At 72.6% G+C, this 20,095-nt stretch carries 20 protein-coding genes; 11 read left to right on the forward strand and 9 right to left on the reverse strand.

Annotated elements, in window-relative coordinates; genetic code table 11:
* Positions 1 to 34 precede the first annotated feature (34 nt).
* Positions 35 to 634, forward strand: coding sequence for a helix-turn-helix domain-containing protein (locus O7627_RS26630; RefSeq protein ID WP_278096208.1), 600 nt, complete (start codon positions 35 to 37; stop codon positions 632 to 634).
* Between the two features lie 46 nt (positions 635 to 680).
* On the opposite strand, the gene O7627_RS26635 is transcribed toward O7627_RS26630, so the two are convergent.
* Positions 681 to 2,345, reverse strand: coding sequence for a glycoside hydrolase family 43 protein (locus O7627_RS26635; RefSeq protein ID WP_278096209.1), 1,665 nt, complete (start codon positions 2,343 to 2,345; stop codon positions 681 to 683).
* Positions 2,346 to 2,631: 286 nt separating this feature from the next.
* Between O7627_RS26635 and O7627_RS26640 the strand changes: the two genes are divergently transcribed.
* The 5 genes from O7627_RS26640 to O7627_RS26660 all read left to right on the forward strand — a co-directional run bounded on the left by O7627_RS26640 (position 2,632) and on the right by O7627_RS26660 (position 7,400).
* The gene (locus tag O7627_RS26640) at positions 2,632 to 3,921 is read left to right on the forward strand and encodes an extracellular solute-binding protein (protein ID WP_278096210.1); all 1,290 of its coding nucleotides are present in this window, start codon (positions 2,632 to 2,634) and stop codon (positions 3,919 to 3,921) included.
* A gap of 73 nt (positions 3,922 to 3,994) precedes the next feature.
* Entirely contained in the window at positions 3,995 to 4,918 is a 924-nt protein-coding gene (locus tag O7627_RS26645; RefSeq protein ID WP_278096211.1) for a sugar ABC transporter permease, read from the forward strand.
* Complete coding sequence (locus O7627_RS26650) at positions 4,915 to 5,742, forward strand: carbohydrate ABC transporter permease (protein ID WP_278096212.1); 828 nt, start codon at positions 4,915 to 4,917, stop codon at positions 5,740 to 5,742. The genes O7627_RS26645 and O7627_RS26650 overlap by 4 nt, the downstream gene beginning before the upstream one ends.
* Positions 5,743 to 5,766: 24 nt before the next feature.
* Positions 5,767 to 6,423: an acVLRF1 family peptidyl-tRNA hydrolase gene (locus O7627_RS26655; RefSeq protein WP_278096213.1), complete on the forward strand. Its 657-nt coding sequence runs from the start codon at positions 5,767 to 5,769 to the stop codon at positions 6,421 to 6,423.
* A gap of 50 nt (positions 6,424 to 6,473) precedes the next feature.
* Positions 6,474 to 7,400: an acetamidase/formamidase family protein gene (locus O7627_RS26660; RefSeq protein WP_278096214.1), complete on the forward strand. Its 927-nt coding sequence runs from the start codon at positions 6,474 to 6,476 to the stop codon at positions 7,398 to 7,400.
* A 21-nt stretch (positions 7,401 to 7,421) separates the two neighbouring features.
* Here O7627_RS26660 and O7627_RS26665 read toward each other — a convergent pair whose 3' ends face one another.
* Complete coding sequence (locus tag O7627_RS26665; RefSeq protein ID WP_278096215.1) at positions 7,422 to 8,081, reverse strand: hypothetical protein; 660 nt, start codon at positions 8,079 to 8,081, stop codon at positions 7,422 to 7,424.
* A 112-nt stretch (positions 8,082 to 8,193) separates the two neighbouring features.
* Between O7627_RS26665 and O7627_RS26670 the strand changes: the two genes are divergently transcribed.
* The gene (locus tag O7627_RS26670) at positions 8,194 to 9,420 is read left to right on the forward strand and encodes a GNAT family N-acetyltransferase (RefSeq protein ID WP_278096216.1); all 1,227 of its coding nucleotides are present in this window, start codon (positions 8,194 to 8,196) and stop codon (positions 9,418 to 9,420) included.
* Positions 9,421 to 9,796: 376 nt separating this feature from the next.
* The gene (locus O7627_RS26675) at positions 9,797 to 10,042 is read left to right on the forward strand and encodes a hypothetical protein (protein WP_347404677.1); all 246 of its coding nucleotides are present in this window, start codon (positions 9,797 to 9,799) and stop codon (positions 10,040 to 10,042) included.
* 19 nt (positions 10,043 to 10,061) lie between these two features.
* Here the strand turns inward: O7627_RS26675 and O7627_RS26680 are convergent, their stop codons facing one another.
* From O7627_RS26680 to O7627_RS26690, 3 genes are all read right to left on the reverse strand, one after another.
* Positions 10,062 to 10,529, reverse strand: a complete 468-nt coding sequence (locus O7627_RS26680; RefSeq protein WP_278096217.1) for a ribose-5-phosphate isomerase — start codon at positions 10,527 to 10,529, stop codon at positions 10,062 to 10,064.
* Between the two features lie 69 nt (positions 10,530 to 10,598).
* On the reverse strand, positions 10,599 to 11,834 hold the full coding sequence (locus tag O7627_RS26685) for a DUF1015 family protein (protein ID WP_278096218.1): 1,236 nt from the start codon (positions 11,832 to 11,834) through the stop codon (positions 10,599 to 10,601).
* A gap of 178 nt (positions 11,835 to 12,012) precedes the next feature.
* A complete protein-coding gene (locus tag O7627_RS26690) occupies positions 12,013 to 12,636 on the reverse strand; it encodes a DsbA family protein (RefSeq protein ID WP_278096219.1) in 624 nt (207 codons plus the stop codon).
* 207 nt (positions 12,637 to 12,843) lie between these two features.
* Here O7627_RS26690 and pepN point away from each other — a divergent pair, with 207 nt between their 5' ends.
* Both pepN and O7627_RS26700 read left to right on the forward strand, forming a co-directional pair.
* Complete coding sequence (gene pepN, locus O7627_RS26695) at positions 12,844 to 15,435, forward strand: aminopeptidase N (protein WP_278096220.1); 2,592 nt, start codon at positions 12,844 to 12,846, stop codon at positions 15,433 to 15,435.
* Positions 15,436 to 15,504: 69 nt separating this feature from the next.
* Entirely contained in the window at positions 15,505 to 16,068 is a 564-nt protein-coding gene (locus O7627_RS26700; protein ID WP_278096221.1) for a Uma2 family endonuclease, read from the forward strand.
* Between the two features lie 79 nt (positions 16,069 to 16,147).
* Here the strand turns inward: O7627_RS26700 and O7627_RS26705 are convergent, their stop codons facing one another.
* The 3 genes from O7627_RS26705 to O7627_RS26715 all read right to left on the reverse strand — a co-directional run bounded on the left by O7627_RS26705 (position 16,148) and on the right by O7627_RS26715 (position 18,425).
* The gene (locus O7627_RS26705) at positions 16,148 to 16,528 is read right to left on the reverse strand and encodes a DUF5130 family protein (RefSeq protein WP_278098445.1); all 381 of its coding nucleotides are present in this window, start codon (positions 16,526 to 16,528) and stop codon (positions 16,148 to 16,150) included.
* Positions 16,529 to 16,589: 61 nt separating this feature from the next.
* Positions 16,590 to 16,889 (reverse strand): hypothetical protein, encoded by a 300-nt coding sequence (locus O7627_RS26710; protein WP_278098446.1) that lies wholly within the window; start codon positions 16,887 to 16,889, stop codon positions 16,590 to 16,592.
* A 90-nt stretch (positions 16,890 to 16,979) separates the two neighbouring features.
* On the reverse strand, positions 16,980 to 18,425 hold the full coding sequence (locus O7627_RS26715) for an amidase (RefSeq protein ID WP_278096222.1): 1,446 nt from the start codon (positions 18,423 to 18,425) through the stop codon (positions 16,980 to 16,982).
* 190 nt (positions 18,426 to 18,615) lie between these two features.
* Here O7627_RS26715 and O7627_RS26720 point away from each other — a divergent pair, with 190 nt between their 5' ends.
* The gene (locus tag O7627_RS26720) at positions 18,616 to 19,413 is read left to right on the forward strand and encodes a potassium channel family protein (RefSeq protein ID WP_278096223.1); all 798 of its coding nucleotides are present in this window, start codon (positions 18,616 to 18,618) and stop codon (positions 19,411 to 19,413) included.
* 16 nt (positions 19,414 to 19,429) lie between these two features.
* On the opposite strand, the gene O7627_RS26725 is transcribed toward O7627_RS26720, so the two are convergent.
* Entirely contained in the window at positions 19,430 to 20,080 is a 651-nt protein-coding gene (locus O7627_RS26725; protein ID WP_278096224.1) for a hypothetical protein, read from the reverse strand.
* Positions 20,081 to 20,095: the final 15 nt, after the last annotated feature.

A 20,095-nucleotide genomic window follows, 5' to 3' on the forward strand; every position in this document is an offset into this window, starting at 1 on the left:
GCAAGCATCCTTGCCGTTATGGCAAACTGGGTCGATGACCGAGGACCTCGCGGACGTACTCACCGCCGTCGGCCCCCGGCTGCGGACGCTGCGGCGGCAGCGGGAGACCACCCTGACCGACCTCTCGGCGGCCACCGGGATCTCGGTCTCCACCCTGTCCCGGCTGGAATCCGGCCAGCGCCGCCCCACCCTGGAACTACTCTTGCCGCTGGCTCGCGCGTACGGGGTCCAGATCGACGAACTGGTCGGCGCGCCGCCGACCGGCGACCCCCGCATCCACCTGAAGCCGGTGGCCCGCAACGGAATGACCATGATCCCGCTGACCCGGCGGGCCGGCGGCCTGCAGGCGTACAAGCTGATCATTCCGGTCCGCCGGCAGCCGTCCGAGCTGAAGTCCCACGAGGGGTACGAGTGGATGTACGTCCTCAGCGGCCGGCTCCGGCTGCTCCTCGGGGATCAGGACCTGCTGCTCGGCGCGGGCGAGGCCGCCGAGTTCGACACCCGCGTCCCGCACTGGTTCGGCAGCGCCGGTCCGGCCGCCGCCGAGGTCCTCGTGCTCTTCGGCAGCCAGGGCGAACGGGCCCACCTACGCGCGAACGCCCAGGTCCGGTCCGCCCGCACCCCGACCGCGTGACCCGGGTCGCGGCCCGCGCCCGGTCCGGGCTCGGGACGGCGTCGGGTCAGTGGGCGCGGTGGGCGGCGGAGTCGAAGTCGGCGTACCCGCCGTCGCCGCCGAGGTCCTGGACCCAGAGGCCGGCGAAGGCGCCGGTGAAGCCCCACGCCTCGGGCTCGCCGGTGGCGAACTGGGCGGCGTGCTCGTCGGAGAGGATGGTGGCGTCCAGTTCGGCCGGCAGCTGCCGCCAACCGGTGGAGCTGGCCGACGCGTACGCGAACCGCAGCACCGGGCCGTCGAAGGTGACCCGCAGCCGGATCCGGTCGATGCCGGTCAGGTCCACCTGGCAGCCGGGGTGCGGGGTACGCACCCCCCGGTCGCAGGAGAGCAGTTCCAGCACCCGCCGGCCGTCGTCGCTGGCGGTCAGGTACGCGAAGTGCCAGTTGCGGGTGTTGTAGTAGGCGGTCACCCCGGCGAGCTGCCGGAACGACGCAGGCTGGAACTCCATCGTCGCCTCGAACTCGAACCTCGGCGCGGTCACCCGCCGGGCGACCAGGCTCGGTCGCTGCCGCCCGACCGGTGACTGTCCACCATGGATGCGCAGGTGCGAGGGGCGGGCGCTCAGGTCGACCCAGTCCGGGGTGGCCGGGCGCCGCAGGGTGGACCAGTCCGGGCCGAGGGTCGCGGCGTCGAAGTCGTCGTGGCTCGCGGTGCCGTCGCTCTCGGCGCCGTCGTCCGGGTCGGCGGTCGCGGCGGCGGCCGGTGCCGGCACCAGCTCCGCCGGCACCCCGCCGTCGACACGCGGCCACTCACCCGCCGGCCAGCTCACCCGTTGGATCGCCGTCTCCCGGCCGAGCACACAGTTGCCCAACGGCGTGTACGGCCGGGCCACCAGGTGTGCCAGGTACCACTCGCCGTCCGGGGTCTGGACCAGGCTGCCGTGGCCCGCCTTCTGCAGCGGCAGGTCCGGGCGGCCGCGCGAGGTGAGCAGCGGGCCGGCCGGGTCCGACTCGTACGGGCCGAAGAGGCTCTTCGAGCGGGCCACGGTGACCTGGTGTTCCCAGCTGGTGCCGCCCTCCGCGGTGACGAGGTAGTACCAGCCGTCCCGGCGGTAGACCCGCGGGCCTTCGGTCAGGCCGGTCTCGGTGCCCCCGTAGATGATCTGCTCGGCGCCCACCAGGCGCCGGGCGGCCCGGTCGTACTCCTGGATCTGGATGCCGGCAAACCGTTCCCGGCCCGGGCGCCAGTCGGCGGACATCGCCAGCAGCCAGCTCCGGCCGTCCTCGTGAAAGAGCGCGGCGTCGAAGCCCCGGGCGTGCAGCGGAACGGGGTCGGACCAGGGGCCGGCGAGGTCCGGGGCGGTGATCAGGTAGTTCTGCGGGTCCCAGTAGCCGCTGGCGAAGCTCGCCACGTCCGCGTACACCAGGTAGAACAGGCCGTCCGCCCAGCTCAGGTCGGGTGCCCACACGCCACAGGAGTCGCCGGCTCCGGTCAGGTCCAGCAGTCGCCGCTCGGTCAACACGCCGCCGAGCGGACGCCAGTTGACCAGGTCCGTCGAATGGTGCAGACGAACGCCGGGGTACCACTCGAAGGTCGAGGTGGCAATGTAGTAGTCCGGACCGACGCGCAGGATGACGGGATCGGGATTGAATCCGGGCAATACCGGATTACGGATTAAACGGACTCCCGCGTCCTTCGCTGTCTCGGCGACGGTGGTCTTCGCGCTGGTCATCTCGCCCCTTCGTCACGCTCCGATCAGACGGTCGGGCGACTCTCGACCGGCACCGACCGGAACTCCCGCAGTTCCGGAAAGTTCCAGAATTGGAACGTTCCACCCACTGCGAGTCGGCCCTCACGATAACCCTTGTGCGCGCGCCTGACGAGTCTTGACCTAACCCGGGGCAGGGCGTAGCGTGCCCGAAACATACCGGTCAATGTCTGAAAGTTTGCCAACTCACCAGCAATCACCCCACCATGACGGACGTCAGGCGCGGGGTTGGGCATTCGGGAGGAATCCGATGACAACAGATGACATTCTCTCCCGTCGATCACTCCTGCGCTTGGCCGGCGTCGGCGCCGGCGCCGTACTGCTCGGCGGCTGCGGGGGCGACGACGGTACCGACTCGGACGGCAATCAGACCGTCGAGTGGTGGCACATCTCCAACAATGACCCCGGTATGACCATGTTCGCCAACATGGCCAAGAAGTTCTCGGACGAGAATGCCAACGTCAAGATCAACGTGTCGGCGCTGCAGAACGACGCGTTCAAGACCAAGCTCGGCACCGTCAACCAGGCGGGCGACCCGCCGGACCTCTTCCACACCTGGGGCGGCGGTGTGCTCGCCCAGCAGGCGGAGGCCGGCCTGGTCAAGGACATCAGCTCGGAGGTCTCCGGGCTGAGCCTGATCCCGAACGCGGTGGACGCCTACACCATCGACGGCAAGTCGTACGGCTTCCCGGTCGACGTCGGCATGATCGGCTTCTGGTACAACAAGGACCTCTTCGCCAAGGCCGGCATCTCCGCGCCGCCGACCACCTGGGCCGAGTTCCTGGCCAACGTCCGGGCGCTCAAGGCCTCCGGCACCACCCCGCTGGCGCTCGCCGGCAAGGACAAGTGGCCCGGCCACTACTACTGGGCCTACCTCGCGATGCGGGTGGCCGGACCGGACGCGCTCAACCAGGCCGCCGAGGACAAGTCGTTCGCCAACCCGGACTTCGTCACCGCGGGTCAGCACCTGAAGGACCTGGTCGACCTGCAGCCGTTCCAGAAGGGCTTCCTGGGCGCCTCCTACGACACCCCGGACGGCCAGGCGGCCAGCATGGGCAACGGACTGGCCGCGATGGAGCTGATGGGCCAGTGGGCCCCGAGCGTGCAGGAAACCTCGTCGGCCAGCACCCAGGGGCTCGGCGACAAACTGGGCTTCTTCACCTTCCCCGCGGTCGACGGCGGCAAGGGCTCCCCGACCGACGCGTTCGGCGGCGGCAACGGCATCGCGGTGGGCCGCAACGCCCCGCCGGCCGCCATCGACTTCGTCAAATACCTGCTCAGCGGCGCCACGTACCAGGAAATCGTGGCCACCAACGAGCTCATCCCCGCGATCACCGGGGCGGAGAGCTCGGTGACCAACCCGAACCTGCAGGTGGTGTCGGAAACTCTCAACGCGGCGACCGGCATTCAGCTCTACCTCGACCAGGCCTACCCGCCGGCGCTCGGCCAGCAGGTCAACGACAGCGTCGCGCAGCTCCTGGCGGGCGAGGCCAGCCCGGAAAAGGTGACGGAAGACCTCACAAATGTCGCCCAGCGCTAGCGAAGCGCCGGTAGCCGAACGGGAGCCCGAAACGGCCGCTCCGGGTGTGCACGGGGACCGCAAGCCGGCCCCCGTGCACACCCGCGCCCGGCGGCAGGCGACCCGCTGGCTGACCGTCGTGCTCTTCATGCTGCCCGCACTGCTGCTCTTCTGCCTGCTGGTGCTGGCGCCGATCCTGATCGCCGGCTACGCCAGCTTCTTCGACTGGAACGGGTTCGGTCCGCCGACCGACTTCGTCGGGCTCGGCAACTTCCAACGGTTGCTCGACGACCCGATCTTCCTCGACGATCTCTGGCACGGGTTCCTGATCATCTCGCTCACCCTGGTGTTCCAGTTGCCGGCGGCACTCGGCCTGGCGATGCTGCTCAACCAGCGGCTGCGCGGGCGGCGCTTCTACCGGCTGGTGTTCTTCGCGCCGTACGTGCTGTCCGAGGTCATCACGGGCGTGCTGTTCTCCATGATCTTCTCGCCGGAGAGCGGCCTGGTGAACCACCTGCTCGGCTCCGTCGGGCTGGACTCGCTCGCGATCGCCTGGCTGGCCGAGCCGTCCATCGTGATGTACACGGTCTTCCTGGTCATCTCGTGGAAGTACTTCGGCTTCCACATGATCCTCTACCTGGCCGGCCGGCAGGGCATCCCCGAAGAGGTGATCGAGGCGGCGGCGATCGACGGCGCCGGCCACTGGCAGACCTTCCGGCACGTCACGCTGCCGCTGCTGGGGCCGACGATCCGGATCAGCGTCTTCCTCGCCATCATCGGCACCGTCCAGCTCTTCGACATGGTCTACGTGCTCACCGGCGGCGGTCCGGTGCACTCCTCGGAGACCCTGGCGATCAGCATGTTCCAGGTCGGCTTCCGCCAGTTCGAGGTGGGCTACGCCAGCGCGATCAGCATCGCCATGTTCCTGATCAGCCTGGTCTTCGGCCTGATCTACCAGCGCTACGTGATCCGCCGCGACGTCGAGGGAGCCATCACCGTGATGGGAGGCCGCCGATGAGGCTCGGTGCCGGACGCCTGATCTCACTGCACACCGTCGCCATCGTGGTGGGCGCGATCGTGATCGTGCCGATCGTCTTCGGCGTACTCGGTGGGTTCAAGACCAACGGTCAACTCACCGTCGACCCGTTCGGGCTGCCCGACCCGTGGCAGCCGGGCAACTACACCGAGGTGCTCGCCTCGTCGGCCTTCTGGCGGCTGCTGTTCAACAGCACGCTGATCGGGGTGGCGACCGTGGTGCTCACCGTCGGCGTGTCGGCGATGGCCGCGTTCATCTTCGCCCGGTACGCCTTCCGCGGCCGCGAGACGCTGTTCACCCTCTTCGCGATCGGGCTGATGTTCCCGTTCGCGGTGGCGATCCTGCCGCTGTTCGTGCTGCTGCGCTCGTTCGGCCTGCTGGACAACCCGCTCGGCGTCATCCTGCCGCAGGCCGCCTTCGGCCTGCCCATCACGATCATCATCCTGCGGAGCTTCTTCCGCACCATCCCGGCCGAGATGGAGGAGTCGGCCACGCTGGACGGCTGCTCGCCGTTCGGCTTCTTCTGGCGGATCCTGCTGCCGATGGCCCGGCCGGCGCTGGCCACCGTCTCGGTGCTGGCCATCGTCACGAGCTGGAACAACTTCCTGCTCCCGCTGGTCGTCATGAACAGCTCGGAGAACTGGACGCTGCCGCTGGGAGTCCAGCAGTTCCAGACCCAGTACGCCGCGGACTACGCGCGCATCCTCGCCTACGTGGTGCTGGCGATGATCCCGGCGCTACTGTTCTACCTGGTGGCCGAGCGGCACATCGTCAGCGGCCTGACCGGCGGTTCGCTCAAGGAGTGACAAAGCTCAAGGAGTGACAACGACGTGAAGGCACGGCCCGCGGCGGGTGGCGGGCGCTGGGTGGAGATCTCCCCCGACCGGGTACGCGGTTGGCTCGACGGCTTCTACGGCCGCCACGACGGCGCCACCGAGCAGGGGCTCGTGCTGACCGGCACCAGCAACGGCGACACCGCCACGCTGCTGCCGCCGCCCGGGATCACCGGCGTCGACGACCTCGACGGCCTGCTGGCGGCGTTGCGCCGGCCGCCCCGGATCGCCCTGTTGCTGGTCCGCAAGGGCGCGGTCGCGGTGGGCGTGGTGGACGGCACCTCGATCACCACCTCGAAGGTCGACCGCTTCTACGTGCAGGGCCGGACCGCCGCCGGCGGCTGGTCCCAGGGCCGGTACGCCCGTCGCCGCGCCAACCAGACCGACGCCGCGGCGGGCCGGGCCGCCGACATCGCCGCCCGGGTCCTGCTGCCGTACGCGCCCGGCGGCGGGGCCGACCCGGCCGACACCGTCGCCGCCCTGGTCGGCGGCGGTGACCGGCAGCTGGTCGACGCGGTACTGGCCGACCGGCGGCTGGAGCCGTTGCTGGCGATCCGGCACCCGCACCTGCTCGACGTCGCCGAGCCCCGACTGTCGGTGCTGGCGGAGGCGGCGGTGGCGGCCCGCCGGGTGCACATCCACCTGGTCCCCTGACCACGCCCGGCGCCGCCGGGCCGTCGACCGCGGCTGGGTATGGTCGGTCGATGGAGCACGCGCTGGAGCCGGACGACCGGACGCTGCACGGGTACTTCTCGGCGGGGTATCCGCCGGTGCTGACCATCGACCCCGGCGACACGATCACGGTGCGGACCCTGGACTGCTGGTGGTCGGCGGGTCCCTACCCCGGTGGCCGGCACGCGGACCGGCCCCGGGTCCCGCAGCACCGGCCGGAGTACGGCCACGCCCTGGTCGGCCCGGTGGCGGTGCGCGGCGCGCGGGCCGGGATGACGCTGTCGATCCGGATCGACGAGGTCGTCCCCGCCAGCTGGGGCACCTCGGTGGCCGGCGGCTGGCCGAGCGCCCTCAACCGGCGGTACGGGATCGAGGAGGCCGGGGTGGTGCACAGCTGGCAGCTCGACCCGGCCACGCTGACCGGCCGGAACCAGCTCGGCCACACGGTGGCGTTGCGGCCCTTCCTGGGGGTGCTCGGGATGCCGCCGGCCGAGCCGGGTGAGCACTCGACGATCCCGCCCCGGGTGCACGGCGGGAACCTCGACTGCAAGGACCTGGTCGCCGGCTCCACCCTGCTGCTGCCGATCCCGGTCGACGGGGCGCTCCTCTCCGCCGGCGACGGGCACGCCGCCCAGGGCGACGGCGAGGTCAGCGGCATCGCCATCGAATGCCCGATGGACCGGGTCGTCCTCACCGTCGACCTGCGTGACGACTTCCCGCTGACCGGGCCGGTGGCCCGGACGGCGGACGCCTGGCTGACCATGGGCCTCGGCGCGACCCTCGACGAGGCGGCGTTCGAGGCGCTGGAGTCGATGTTCGCGCTGCTGGGACGGCTGCACGGAGTGTCGCGGACCGACGCCATCGCGCTGGCCAGTGTGGTGGTCGACCTGCGGGTCACCCAGATCGTCAACCAGGTGGTCGGCGTGCACGCGGTGCTGCGCGACGGCGCGCTCGGCTGACCGAGGGCGCCGCCACCGCGCTCAGAGGTTGTTTCCGAACCAGTCCCAGACGCTCATCACCCATTCCGTCTGGCGCAGGTACGCGACCCCCACCACGGCCAGGAAGGCGCCGGTGACGAAGTGGGCGCCGCGTGCGCTGCGGCGGATCCGACCGAGCTGCCGTTCCAGGATGAGCCGGCCGAGCAGCCGGGCGAGCGCGAAGAGGCCGACCGCCACCAGCAGGGTCAGCACGAAGGTGAGCACCGGGCTGGTCAGGTCGCCGCGCGCCGAGATCGCCCAGATGCCCCAGCAGACGAACGCGAAGAGGCCACCGAGCACGCTCCAGCCGCCACCGATGCGCAGTTGCCGGGCGTGGTAACCCGGCGGCACCTGCGGCGGCTGAGGCTCGCCCGGCCAGCCGACGCCGGTCGGCTCGTGCGGCGCGACCGGGAACTGTTCGGTGCGCGGCTTCCGGGCGCCCACCGCGGCGACCCCCCGCCGGAACGGTTCCGGCTGCGGTGGAACCTCGACGGTGCGCTCCGCCCACGGCTGGCCGGGCGGTGCCGGGTGGCCCGGCTGTGTCGAGTGGCCGGGGTGGCCCGGCTGTGCCGAGTGGCCCGGCTGGGTCGGCTCCGCCCACGGGTCGACCTGATCCGGCCACTGCTGCGTCCGCTCGGACCACGGCTGCGAACGGTCTGGCATTTGTCCTCCCCCATTGATCCCGGGCGACCCGGGTCGACACCCCGCCCCCTTCCGAGAGTAGCCAGCCGGTAAACCGGTCGCCGAACGCCGGCCGGTCGGCTAGACAGAACGGGTGACGGACGCCGAACCGCCGATCGAGACCGGGAAGACGCCCGCGGACTGGGACGGCGTGGCCGACCTGCTCAACGTGGTCTTCCACGACGTACGCAACGACGAGGCCCGGGAGCTCAACCGGGCGACCTACGAGCCGGCCCGGTCCCTGCTGGTCCGCGACCGTGGGGTGGTGGTGGCGCACGCCGGAGCGTTCACCCGGGAGTTGACCGTGCCCGGCGCGGTCCTGTCCGCCGGGCACGTCACCCAGGTCGGGGTCGCCCCCACCCACCGCCGGCGTGGCCTGCTGACCCGGCTGATGCGCAAGCAGTTGCAGGACATCAGGGCCGGTGGGGAGTCCATCGCGGTGCTGTGGGCCAGTGAATCGGCGATCTACCCGCGGTTCGGGTACGGCATGGCCGCCCAGCGGCTGACGATGGAGATCGACACCCGGTCGGTCGGGCTGCCGCCGGGCGGCGAGCCCCGGCTCCGGATGGGCGAGGCCGGCCCTCTGCACGAGGCGCTGGTCGGCGTCTACGACCGGCTGCGCGCCGGACGACCCGGTTGGTCGAGCCGGGACGCCCGGTGGTGGCGGCGGCTGCTCGACGACCCGCCCGCCCAGCGGCACGGCGCGGCCGCCCGGCACGCCGTGCTCTACGAGGACGCCGACGGGGTGGCCGGCTACGCCCTGTACCGGGCCAGGAACCACTGGGACAACTGGAGCCCGCGGGGCCAGGTCCAGGTCGATGAGGTGGCCGCCGGCACGCCGGAGGCGTACGCGCAGCTCTGGCGCTTCCTGCTCACGATCGACCTGACCCGGACGACGAGCTACCAGAACGGCACCGTGGACGAGCCGTTGCAGCACCTGGTCGCCGACCCACGGGCACTGCACACCCAGGTCCTCGACGGACTGTGGGTCCGGGTCGTGGACGTCGGCGCCGCACTCGCCGCCCGCCGGTACGCCACCCCGGTGGACGTCGTGCTCGAGGTGACCGACCCGCTGCTCGGCGAGAACGCCGGCCGCTGGCGGCTCACCGGCGACGGCACCGGCGCGGCCTGCGCGCGTACCGCCGATCCGGCCGACCTGTCCTGCGGGATAGCCGACCTCGGCGCCGTGTTCCTCGGCGGCCCGGGGCTGTCCGCGCTCGCCGCCGCCGGGCGGGTACGCGAACTGCGGCCGGGGGCGGTGGCGGCGGCCGGCCCGGCATTCGGTTGGCACCGCGCGCCGGCCAGCATCGAGGTGTTCTGACCTCGAAGCCGGCGCGGCTACCGGGTACCGTCGGCGGATGGCGTATCCCGAGCGTCGGCGTCGCCGGCTGCGAAACGGCTCCGGCGTCAACCGCCGCACCGACGGCGCCCCGGACGACACCGGGCCCGACGGTGTCGGAGCTGACCACCCCGCCGACGCCAGCGGCGGCTCCGACCGTGTCGAGGCGGGCAGCGCCGAAGCCGTTGGCAGCCCGTCCGATCGTCGACCCGACCACCGTCGCGCGGCGGCCCCGGCAACGGCGGGAGGTCAAGCCGGGAAGGGCGCTCCGAGAAGCCCGGCAGCCCCGGCCGGCCCAGCTGCCCACCAGGCTCCGGTCAAGGGGCCCACGCCGAGCCCGGGCGGCCGGACCGGTCGGGTGGAGTCGGCCGGCGGACGGCGCGGGTCCGAGCAGTCCGGGCCGACGTCCGAGGACCGCGATGGCGAACGCGGGCTGCGCGGACTGATCGGCTCGGGCGCCTCCCAGGTCAGCGTCGGCGCCGCGCTGCGGGCCAGGGACGCCACCCGGCCGACCGAGGCGGACCTCGCGGAGGCGGAGGAGCGGCTGGTCATCATCCGCCGCAACTGGGTCCCCCGCGAGGACCTGCCCCGCTCCGGCCGGTAACCGGACCGGGCGGTCGGGGTCAGGGGAGGTCGGGGAGGGTGCGGGTGCGCTCGTACTCGCCGACCTGGGCGATCCGCCGGGCGTGCCGGTCGTTGCCGGAGAACGGCGTGGTCAGGAACGCCTCGACGATCGCGGTCGCCTCGTCCAGGGTGTGCTGCCGGGCCCCGATCGCGACGACGTTCGCGTCGTTGTGCTGCCGGCCGAGCTGCGCGGTCTCCACGCTCCAGGCCAGCGCCGCGCGTACCCCGGCGACCTTGTTCGCGGCGATCTGCTCGCCGTTGCCGGAACCGCCGATCACCACCCCGAGCGAACCCGGGTCGGCCACCACCCCGGCGCCGGCGTGCAGGCAGAACGGCGGATAGTCGTCGTCCGGGTCGAAGCCCTTCGGACCGATGTCGACCAGGTCGTAGCCCTGCTTGGCCAGGTGGTTCGCCAGGTGCACCTTCAGCTCGTACCCGGCGTGGTCGGATCCCAGATAGACGCGCATATGCCGCAGTCTGTCAGCCCCGGCCGGGCCGGCCGCAGCGGGGCGGCCGGCACCGCTCGGCACCGGTCGTCACCGGTCCAGCTCGGCCAGGACCAGGCCGCCGCGTGCCTTCGGGGTGAACCAGGTGCTCTTGCGGGGCAGCTTCTCCCGGGCCAGGTTGACCGCCACGAAGTCGTCGACCGTCACCGGCGCGATCAGGATGGCCAGCTCCGCCCGGCCGGCGTCCACCTCGCCGACCAGCCAGGTCGCCGGGTAGTCGCCCCCGACGTACGAGATCCGCTTGTCACCCGGGTCGAGCCCGAGCACGTCGCGCAGCAGCACCCGCTCGACCAGGGCGTGGTCGAGGTTGTCGACCCGGCTGCCGGCCCCGGCGGGCAGGGTGACCGCCCAACCGCGCCCGGCGGCGTAGATCTGGACGGTGCCGCCGGCGGCCGGCCCGGACGGCGGTCCGGCCAGCGGCTCGACGGCGGCACCGGCCGCCCGGAGCCGTTCGATCAGCTCGTCGGCCAGCTCCGCCGCCGGCCGGCCCAGCCCGGACGAGGCGGTGGTCAACTCGCTGACCAACCGGTTGTACGGCTGGATGGCGACCGAGTCGGGCGTGGTGACGACCGCGAGGAAGCGGGGCAGGCCGCCGGTCTGGGCGGCGAGACTGCGGTGGTTGCCATCGGCCACCACCAGCTCCCCGCCGCCGGCCAGCGCCAGCAACTCCCGCTGCCGCTCGCCGGGGCCGAGCGGCCAGATGGCGTGGGTGCGGCCGGCCTGGTCGATGTCGGTGGCGGCCGGCACCCCGGCGGCGTCGGTGGCGGCGGCCAGGGCGGCGTGCAGCTCCGCGCCCGCGCCGGTCTGCAGCAGCAGCACCGGCGAGAGCAGGTGTCCGACCGCCTCGGCGAGGGCGACCCGCTCCCGCACCTTGGCGAGGAAGACATCCTCGTTGCGGATCACCAGGCCGGGCTCGTCCGCGCTGGTGGAGATCTGGTCGGTGTCGACCATGACGAACATCCCGTACGCGGCGGCGTCGCTGGCCGGCTCGGTGATCCGGTACAGGACGATCACCTGCCCGGCCGGGGTGTAGCTGCCGTCGGCCTTCGCCTCGGTGAGCCGGGCCGCGGCGGCCGGCAGGGTGTCGAGGAACGACCGCCCGAGGCTCTCCGGTGCCCGGTGCGGCATCTCGATGGCGAGGGCGCTGTGTGGATTGGCCGCGATGATCGCGGTGATCTCCGCGTCATCGGCGAACTCGTCGTAGTTCTGCGCGCCGGTGCCGCCAGTGGTGATCCAGGCCCGGGCGATCGGATGCACGACCGTCATGACCGGTGACGCTACCGTCACCGGGACCGCCGGACGGCGGCGACCCGGCGGGCTCGCACCCACTGTGACCAGCATCGCCGTCCCGCAACGGCCGCCGCGGCCGCCGCCGGGGCGGGTCGCGAGTGGGCGAACTCACCGCCGGGGCGACCCCGGTCACACCCGCGGCCCGGTCCGGGCGTCAGTCGAAGATCGGGTCCAGGTCCCGGGTGCGCTTCAGCTCGTAGAAGCCCGGGGTGCCGGCCACCAGCAGGACACCGTCCCAGAGCCGGCCGGCGGCCTCGCCCTTGGGCGCCGGGGTGATCACCGGGCCGAAGAAGGCGATCGGCTCACCCGTCGGACCCGGGGCGTGGATCACCGGGGTGCCCACGTCGGTGCCGACCGGCTTCATGCCCGCGTCGTGGCTGGCCCGCAGCGCCTTGTCGTGGTCGGTGGAGGTGGCCGCCTCGGCGAGCGCCGGGTCGAGCCCGACCTCGGTCAGCGCCTCCGTCAGCAGCTGCGGCCCGCGGTCGCCCCGCAGGTGGATGCGGGTGCCGAGCGCGGTGTAGAGGTCGCGTACGGCCTGCTGGCCGTGCTCGTTCTCCACCGCGATGCAGACCCGGACCGGGCCCCACGCCTGCGCCAGCATTTCTTTGTACTCCGCCGGCAGGTCGTCCCGTCCCTCGTTCAGCACGGCGAGGCTCATCACCCGGAACCGGACATCCACCGGTCGGACCCGTTCCACCTCCAGCAGCCAGCGGGAGGTGATCCAGGCCCACGGACAGGCCGGGTCGAACCACATTTCGACGGTCGTACGCTCGGACACGGCGGTTCCTCTCCAGGTAGCGGGTCGGACATCGTCCGGTACTCAGATCTTCACCCCGGCGACGGCCTACCCGCAGTGGGATGAGACCGTGACGTGGAGCACCAGCCCGGCACTCCCGTACGCGTGAAACACTCAACTCAGAGTCGCCGGCAGGTGGCTCAGCGCTGTCGCCGGGGGCAGCGGGCGAGATCGGGATGGAGATTTCACGTGCCAGGTACGCGCAACCTCACTCAGACCGAGGCGACCCAACGGTCCCGCCTGATCGAGGTCATCGGATACGACATCAGCCTAGACCTCTCCTCGGCCGGTCACGCCACCGGCAATCCGACGTTCCGGTCGGTGACCGAGGTCCGGTTCCGCTGTGCCGAACCCGGCAGCTCCACCTTCATCGAGGTCGCCGCCGACTCGGTCCGCGCCGCCACGCTCAACGGCGAGCCGGTGGACCTCTCCGGCTGGTCGGCCGAGGCCGGGCTCACCCTGCCCGATCTGGCCGCCGAGAACACCCTCGTGGTGGACGCCGACTTCCCCTACTCGGCGAGCGGTCAGGGCATGCACCGCAGTGTCGACCCCGAGGACGGCGAGACCTACCTCTACAGCCAGTTCGAGACGGCCGACGCGCAGCGGGTCTTCGCCTGCTTCGACCAGCCGGATCTGAAGAGCGTCTACACCTGGCACGCCACCGTGCCGGCGCACTGGCGGGTGGTGTCGAACATGCCCGCCGAGCGCGAGGAGCCGACCGGCTTCGTCGGCGGACCGGCCGGTGCCGAGCAGGCCGAGGTGAAGACCGTGCACTTCGCCGAGTCGGTCCGGATGAGCGCCTACATCACCGCGCTCTGCGCCGGCCCGTACCACGAGGTCCGGGACCGGCACGACGGCGTCGACCTGGGCGTGTACTGCCGGGCCTCGATGGCCCGGCACCTCGACGCCGACGACATCCTGCTCATCACCAGGCAGGGCTTCGACTTCTTCCACGAGCAGTTCGGCGTCCGCTACCCGCTGCCCAAGTACGACCAGCTCTGGGTGCCCGACTTCAACGCCGGGGCGATGGAGAACTTCGGCTGCGTCACCCACGCCGAGTCGCACTACCTGTTCCGCTCCCAGGTCACCGACTTCGAGTACGAGCAGCGGGCCAACACGATCCTGCACGAGCTGGCGCACATGTGGTTCGGCAACCTGGTCACGATGCGCTGGTGGAACGACCTCTGGCTCAACGAGTCGTTCGCCGAGTGGGCCAGCCACTGGGCCAACAGCCAGGCCACCCGGTTCACCGACGCCTGGACCACCTTCCTGTCCATCCGGAAGAACTGGGGCTACCGGCAGGACCAGCTCTCCTCCACCCATCCGGTCTACTGCGAGATGCCGGACCTGGCCGCCGTCGAGGTCAACTTCGACGGCATCACCTACGCCAAGGGCGCCAGCGTCATCAAGCAACTCGTCGCGTACGTGGGGATCGAGCCGTTCCGGACCGGCCTACGGACCTACTTCACCCGGTACGCCTGGGGCAACGCGACCTTCGACGACCTGCTGTCGGAGTTGGAGGCCGCGTCCGGCCGCGAACTGCGCAAGTTCGCCGCCCAGTGGCTGGAGACCGCGCAGGTCAACACGCTGCGGCCGGAGGTCTCGATCGACGGCGACGGCAACTACGAGTCGGTGACGGTCCGCCAGGACGCCCCCGCCGACCACCCGACGCTGCGTACCCACCGGATCGGGGTCGGCCTCTACGACCTGCGCGACGGCGTGCTGGTGCGGCGGGACCGGATCGAGCTGGACGTCACCGGTGAGCGGACCGAACTCGCCGCCCTGCGCGGGGTGCCGGCGCCGGACGTGCTGCTGCTCAACGACGAGGACCTGACCTACGCCAAGCTGCGGCTCGACGACCGGTCGATGGCAGGCGTCGTCCGGCACATCAGCGCGTTCGACTCCGCGCTCGCCCGGGCGCTGTGCTGGTCGGCGGCGTGGGACATGGTCCGCGACGCCGAACTGGCCGCCCGCGACTACCTGGCCCTGGTGCTGGCCGGGCTGCCGGCCGAGTCCGACATCAACCTGGTCACCCAGACGCTCCGCCAGGCCAGCGCGACCCTGATCTCGTACGCCGATCCGGGCTGGGCGCCGACCGGCTGGGCCGACCTGGCCCGCACCGCCCGGGACGTGCTGCTGGCCGCCGAGCCCGGCAGCGGGTTGCAACTCGCCTGGGCCCGCGCGTACGCCTCGGCGGCCCGGTCCGACGCCGACCTGGCCGCCCTGCGCGGCTGGCTGGACGGCGTCGGGGTGCCGGCCGGCCTGGTCATCGACACCGAGCTGCGCTGGTCGGTGCTGGCCTCGCTGGTGGCCAAGGGCGCCGCCGAGCCGGCCGCGATCGACGCGGAGCTGGCCGGTGACCGGACCGCCAGCGGCGAGCGGGAGGCCGCGTACGTGCGGGCCCTGCTGCCGACCGCGGAGAACAAGGCGGACGTGTGGGACGCGCTCACCGGGGCGGCCGCACTGCCGAACTGGCGGCACCGGTCGCTGCTGCAGGGCTTCCAGCACCCCACCCAGGTCGACCTGGTCGCCCCGTACGCGGAACGGTTCTTCGCCACGGTCGGTCAGGTCTGGGCCAGCCGGGACAACGAGTCCGCCCAGGAGTTCGTGATCCTGGCGTACCCGTCGTACCAGATCAGCGACGCGACGGTCGCGGCCACCGACGCCTGGCTGGCCGAGTCGGGCCACCCGGCCCCGCTGCGCCGGCTGGTCGCCGAGGGCCGCGACGGCGTCATCCGGGCCCTGACCGCCCGCGCGAAGGACGCCGCCGCGGCGGCCTGATGGGTACCCTCGCTTCAATGCGGCGGGCCGACCTAGGCAGGCGGTAGCGTGGCGTCCGGAGGTGTAGCGATGGCACAGCCAGAGTTTGACTGGCAGCTACCGGATCGGGCGTGGAACGAGCGCGATCTGGCCAGTCTGCCCGCGGATGGGCACCGCTACGAGATCATCGACGGGACCCTGCTGATGACGCCACCGGCGGACGACGATCACCACGAGCTGGCTGACGAGGTCCGGGGCATGCTCCGGCTGGCGGCTCCCCGGGGTTGGCGAGTGATCAGGGAGATCGGTCTGCGGGTGCCGGCTGGAAACGTCATCTCGGATGTGACCGTGTTGCGGCCGGAAGCCCCCCGCGGGGTCGCCTGGCACCAGCCTGCGGATGTGGTGCTGGTGGTCGAGGTGGAGTCGCCGAGCAGCCGCCGGCACGACCGGTTCACCAAGCCCGCCCTCTACGCCGAGGCCGGCATCGAGTCGTACTGGCGGATCGAGCGAACCGTCCACGGCCCGGTGGCCCACCTCTACCGGCGGGCCGCGCCGGAGCACTACGAGCTGCTCGGGTCGATCGGCCCCGACGAGACGCTCAAGGTCGATCTGCCGTTCCCGGCCGAGGTCGCCCCGGGCGCCTGGACCTACTAGCCGGTCTGGACTTACCAGCCGGCAGGGCCGGCGCCGGACCGACCAGCCGCGCCGCGCCAGGGGGCCGGTACGGACCAGGTCAGGAGCGGCCGGCGTGGGTGGCGAGCTGGTCCAGGCCGCTGATCACGCCGCCGGCCAGGTCGCCGCCGCCGAAGGCGGCCACCATGGAGAGCGCGGCGAGTTTGGCGTCCCGGTCCCGGATCCGCTTGCGCGCCTGGGCGCCGGTCACCACCTCCAGCAGCCGCTGGTTCGGCGAGACCGCGATCAGCACCGACTGGTCCGGGTCGGCGAGCTGGCCGTGCAGCTGCTCCGCGTGCGCGCGGGCCGGGTCGTCGAGGTCGCCGACGTAGACGCTGAAGGTGAGCCCGGTGGACTGGTCGGCCACCCGCATCGCCTCGTCGATCCGGAGCAGCTGCCGGGTGGAGAACGGCCCGTCCAGCACCGCCGGCCGGCCGGTCACGCCGGCGGTCTGACCCGGCTCGGGGTCGGACCCGGCCGGCTCGGTCCGGGTGGCTTCGAGCTCACCAGCGGTCACTTGCGCCTCCCGTCGCGCCGGCACGCGGCCGCGTACCCGTGGTCTCGATCTCCCCCGCGGGCAGTGCGCGGGGGGTGGCGCCGGAGCCGACGGCCCGGCCGGGGCCGGTCAACCGCTCCCGCGCGGGCTCGCTGAGCTGCTCCGGGGAGGAGAGGAACCAGACCGGCGTGAACTCGAACGGTCGGCCCGGCCGGTAGCGGCGATCCCGGCGACCACCGCCGCCGGCGAGCGCCAGCCCGGAGATCACCAGCACGATCCCGGCCGGGACGGCGACGAAGATCAGCAACGTCTCGGTAACAGACAACCTCAACGCCCCCAGGCGGAAAGTGGACACCGGGCCCGGTTCGGGGCGGCCGGCGGCGCCGGTCGTCCCTACTCAGGCGTTGTTCACGTTAGCGGAGGCCGGGGCTGTCCAGATCGCGGGGTGGCGATCCCAGCCCCCGGTGACGCGTTCCAGCTCGGCGGCGGCGGCCACCACCCGCTCGTCCTCGCCGTACCGGCCGGTCAGCAGGACCCCCACCGGCAGGCCGTCCGGCGTGGTCGCGACCGGCAGCGACACCGACGGCTGCCCGGTCACGTTGAAGATCGCGCAGTACGGCGAGAAGCGGCGCTGCCGGTCGAAGTCGTCGTCCGGGTCGCCGGTCTCGGCGAACCAGCCGACCGGCGCCTGCGGGGTCGCCAGCGTCGGGCAGAGCAGCAGGTCGCAGTGGTCGGTCGCCCGCAGCCCCGCCCGGACCAGGCTCTGCAGCTCGGCCAGGGTGGCGCTCAGCGTCCCGGCCGAGATCGCCGCCCCCCGCTGGCGCATCAGCCGGGTCAGCGGCAGCAGCGACTCCTCCCGCTCCGGCGGCACCGGGGCGAGCGCCAGCACGTACCAGATGGTCTCGAAGAGCGGCCACACCTCGGGCCGCAGCGGCGCCGCCACCTCGACCACCTCGTGCCCGGCCGCCGCCAACGCCTCGGCGGCGCCGTCCACCGCCGCCAGGCAGGCGGGGTCGACCGGCTCGTCGGCGAGCATCGGCGCGGTGAACCGGCCGATCCGCAGCCGGCCCGGCGCCGCCCGCCGGGCCGTGGCCAGGTAACCCCCCTCGGGCAGCGGCGGGGCCAGGAACGGCTCCCCCGGCACCCGGCCGGCCATCGCGTCGAGCATCGCCGCCACGTCACCGACGGTCCGGCCGATCGGGCCGTGGGTCGGCAGCCCGAACGCGCCGGAGCCGAGTGGCCCGCCGGAGATCACCCCCCGGCTGGGCTTGTAGCCCACCAGACCGCAGAGCGCCGCGGGGATGCGGACCGAGCCGCCGCCGTCGGAGCCCTGCGCCACCGGCACCAGGCCCGCGGCGACCGCGGCAGCGGCCCCGCCGCTGGACCCGCCGGCCGTGTACGCGAGGTGCCACGGGTTACGGGCCGGCGGCGCGACCAGCCCCTCCGAGTAGAGCGAGCTGCCCAGCTCGGAGGTGGTGGTCTTGCCCAGGCTGATCATGCCCGCCGCGCGCAGCGCCCGGACCACGTCGGCGTCCACCGGCGGGACGTAGTCGGCGAAGGCCGCCGAGCCGAAGGTGGTACGCACCCCGGCGGTCAGCGTCAGGTCCTTGATCGCGGTCGGCACCCCGTGCAGCGGACCCCGGCCGGCCGGCGGCGCGGCATCGGCGGCGGCCGCCTGGGTCCGGGCCAGCTCCGCGGTGACAGTCACGAAGGCCCCCACCGTCGCCCCGTGCGCGGCCACCCGGGACAGGTAGTGCCCGACCAGTTCGGTGCTGCTCAGCTCGCCCCGGCGGATCGCGGCGGCCTGGTCGACGGCGGTCAGGTCATGCAGCTCGGTTGCCATCCGGCTATCTTGCCCGCCGGAGCCGGCCGACCGGCGCGACGGGGGCACCGGACCGGATCGGATGTGACGGCCGGGCGATCGGCGACCCCCGCCGCGCGTCGGTGCCCTGCGACCCGCCCGGTTGACCTGCCGGTCTAGAGTCCCGCCAATGAGCCGCCGGCCACGGCGGGCAGCCCGGGAGGTGGTACGGATGACGGAGCGGGAGTGGCCCGGTGGGGACCGGGTGCTGGACTGGGAGCGCCGCACGGCGATCCCGCTGACCACCCTGGCGGTGGTGTTCCTGGCCGCGTACGCGGTGCCGATCCTGCGGCCGGACCTGCCGGCCGGCTGGCGCACCGCCTGCACGCTGACCTCCTCGGTGATCTGGGTGCTGTTCTGGCTGGACTTCGCCGCCCGGTTGGTCCTGGCGACCGACCGCTGGACGTTCCTGCGCCGGCACCTGTTCGACGTGGCCGTGCTCCTGCTGCCGATGCTGCGGCCGCTGCGGGCGATGCGGCTGATCCTGGCCGTCCTCATGATCAGTCGACGGACCGAGACCTGGGCCCGCGGCCGGCTGGCGGTCTACGTGGGGACGACGACGGCGCTGCTGGTCTTCGTGGCCGGCCTGGCCGCGCTGGACGCGGAGCGGGGGGCGCCGGAGGCGAACATCACCGACTTCGGCGACGCGCTGTGGTGGTCGGCGGTCACCATCACCACCGTCGGCTACGGCGACCACTACCCGGTCACCGACGCCGGCCGGTTCGTGGCCCTCGGCCTGATGGTCGGCGGCATCGGCCTGATCGGTTTCGTCACCGGTTCGCTGGCGACCTGGATCGTGGAGCGGGTCTCGCCGGACAAGGCGGCCCAGGCCACCGTGGCGGACATCGACGCGCTGCGGTCCGAGATCGCCGCCCTGCGCGCGGCCCTGAACGCTTCCGGAGACTCCGCGGCGCACGACACCGGGCCGGGACCCCGCCCGCAGCGGGATCCCGGCCGAACGACCAGCTGAGCCAAGCCGGGCCGGCTCAGCCCCGGACCGGCTCGGTGGCCTGGTCGGCGGGTGCCTGCGGGGCGGCGAAGGCGACGGTCGGCGGGGTCCGGAAGGCGTGCACCAGGCCGGCGATCGAGAGCAGTAGGAGCAGCCCGGCGGCCAGGTAGGCGACGGTGGCGGCCTGGCCCGCCTTCACCCCGAACTCGCTGAACCCGTACGAGGTCAGCAGCAGTCCGCGCAGCGTCTCGCCCTTGAAGACGGTGTCCCGCTGGGCGGTCACCTCGGCGAGCTGGGCCTGCAGGTCGGCCAGGGCGGGGTCGTTGTTCTGCTCGGCCTGGGCGACCTGAGCCCGCAGCGCGCTCTGCGGCTCGCCCAGGTCGGCGTAGGTCTGGCCGTCGGCGGTCGACTTCAGGTGCAGGCCGATGAACTCGTTGGCGTAGCACTCGGCCTGCTTGCCGGTGGTCAGCTGCTGGCCGGCGTACTCGACCAGGCAGTCGGCCGCGCGTTCCTCCTCGGTCAGCGCGTCGGCCGGCTTGAAGGTGATGTTCTGCTGGCCGAGCTGGTCGCGGACGTAGTCGTTGGCGAAGTTCGCGTTGCTGGTGAGCACGATGCCGATGACCAGCAGCAGGACGGCGAGGGCGAGACCGCCGATGCTGAAGAAGAGGTCGAGGGTCCGGCGCTGCATGGTGACTCCTATGGT

The organism is Solwaraspora sp. WMMD1047 (assembly GCF_029626155.1).
GTDB lineage: Bacteria > Actinomycetota > Actinomycetes > Mycobacteriales > Micromonosporaceae > WMMD1047.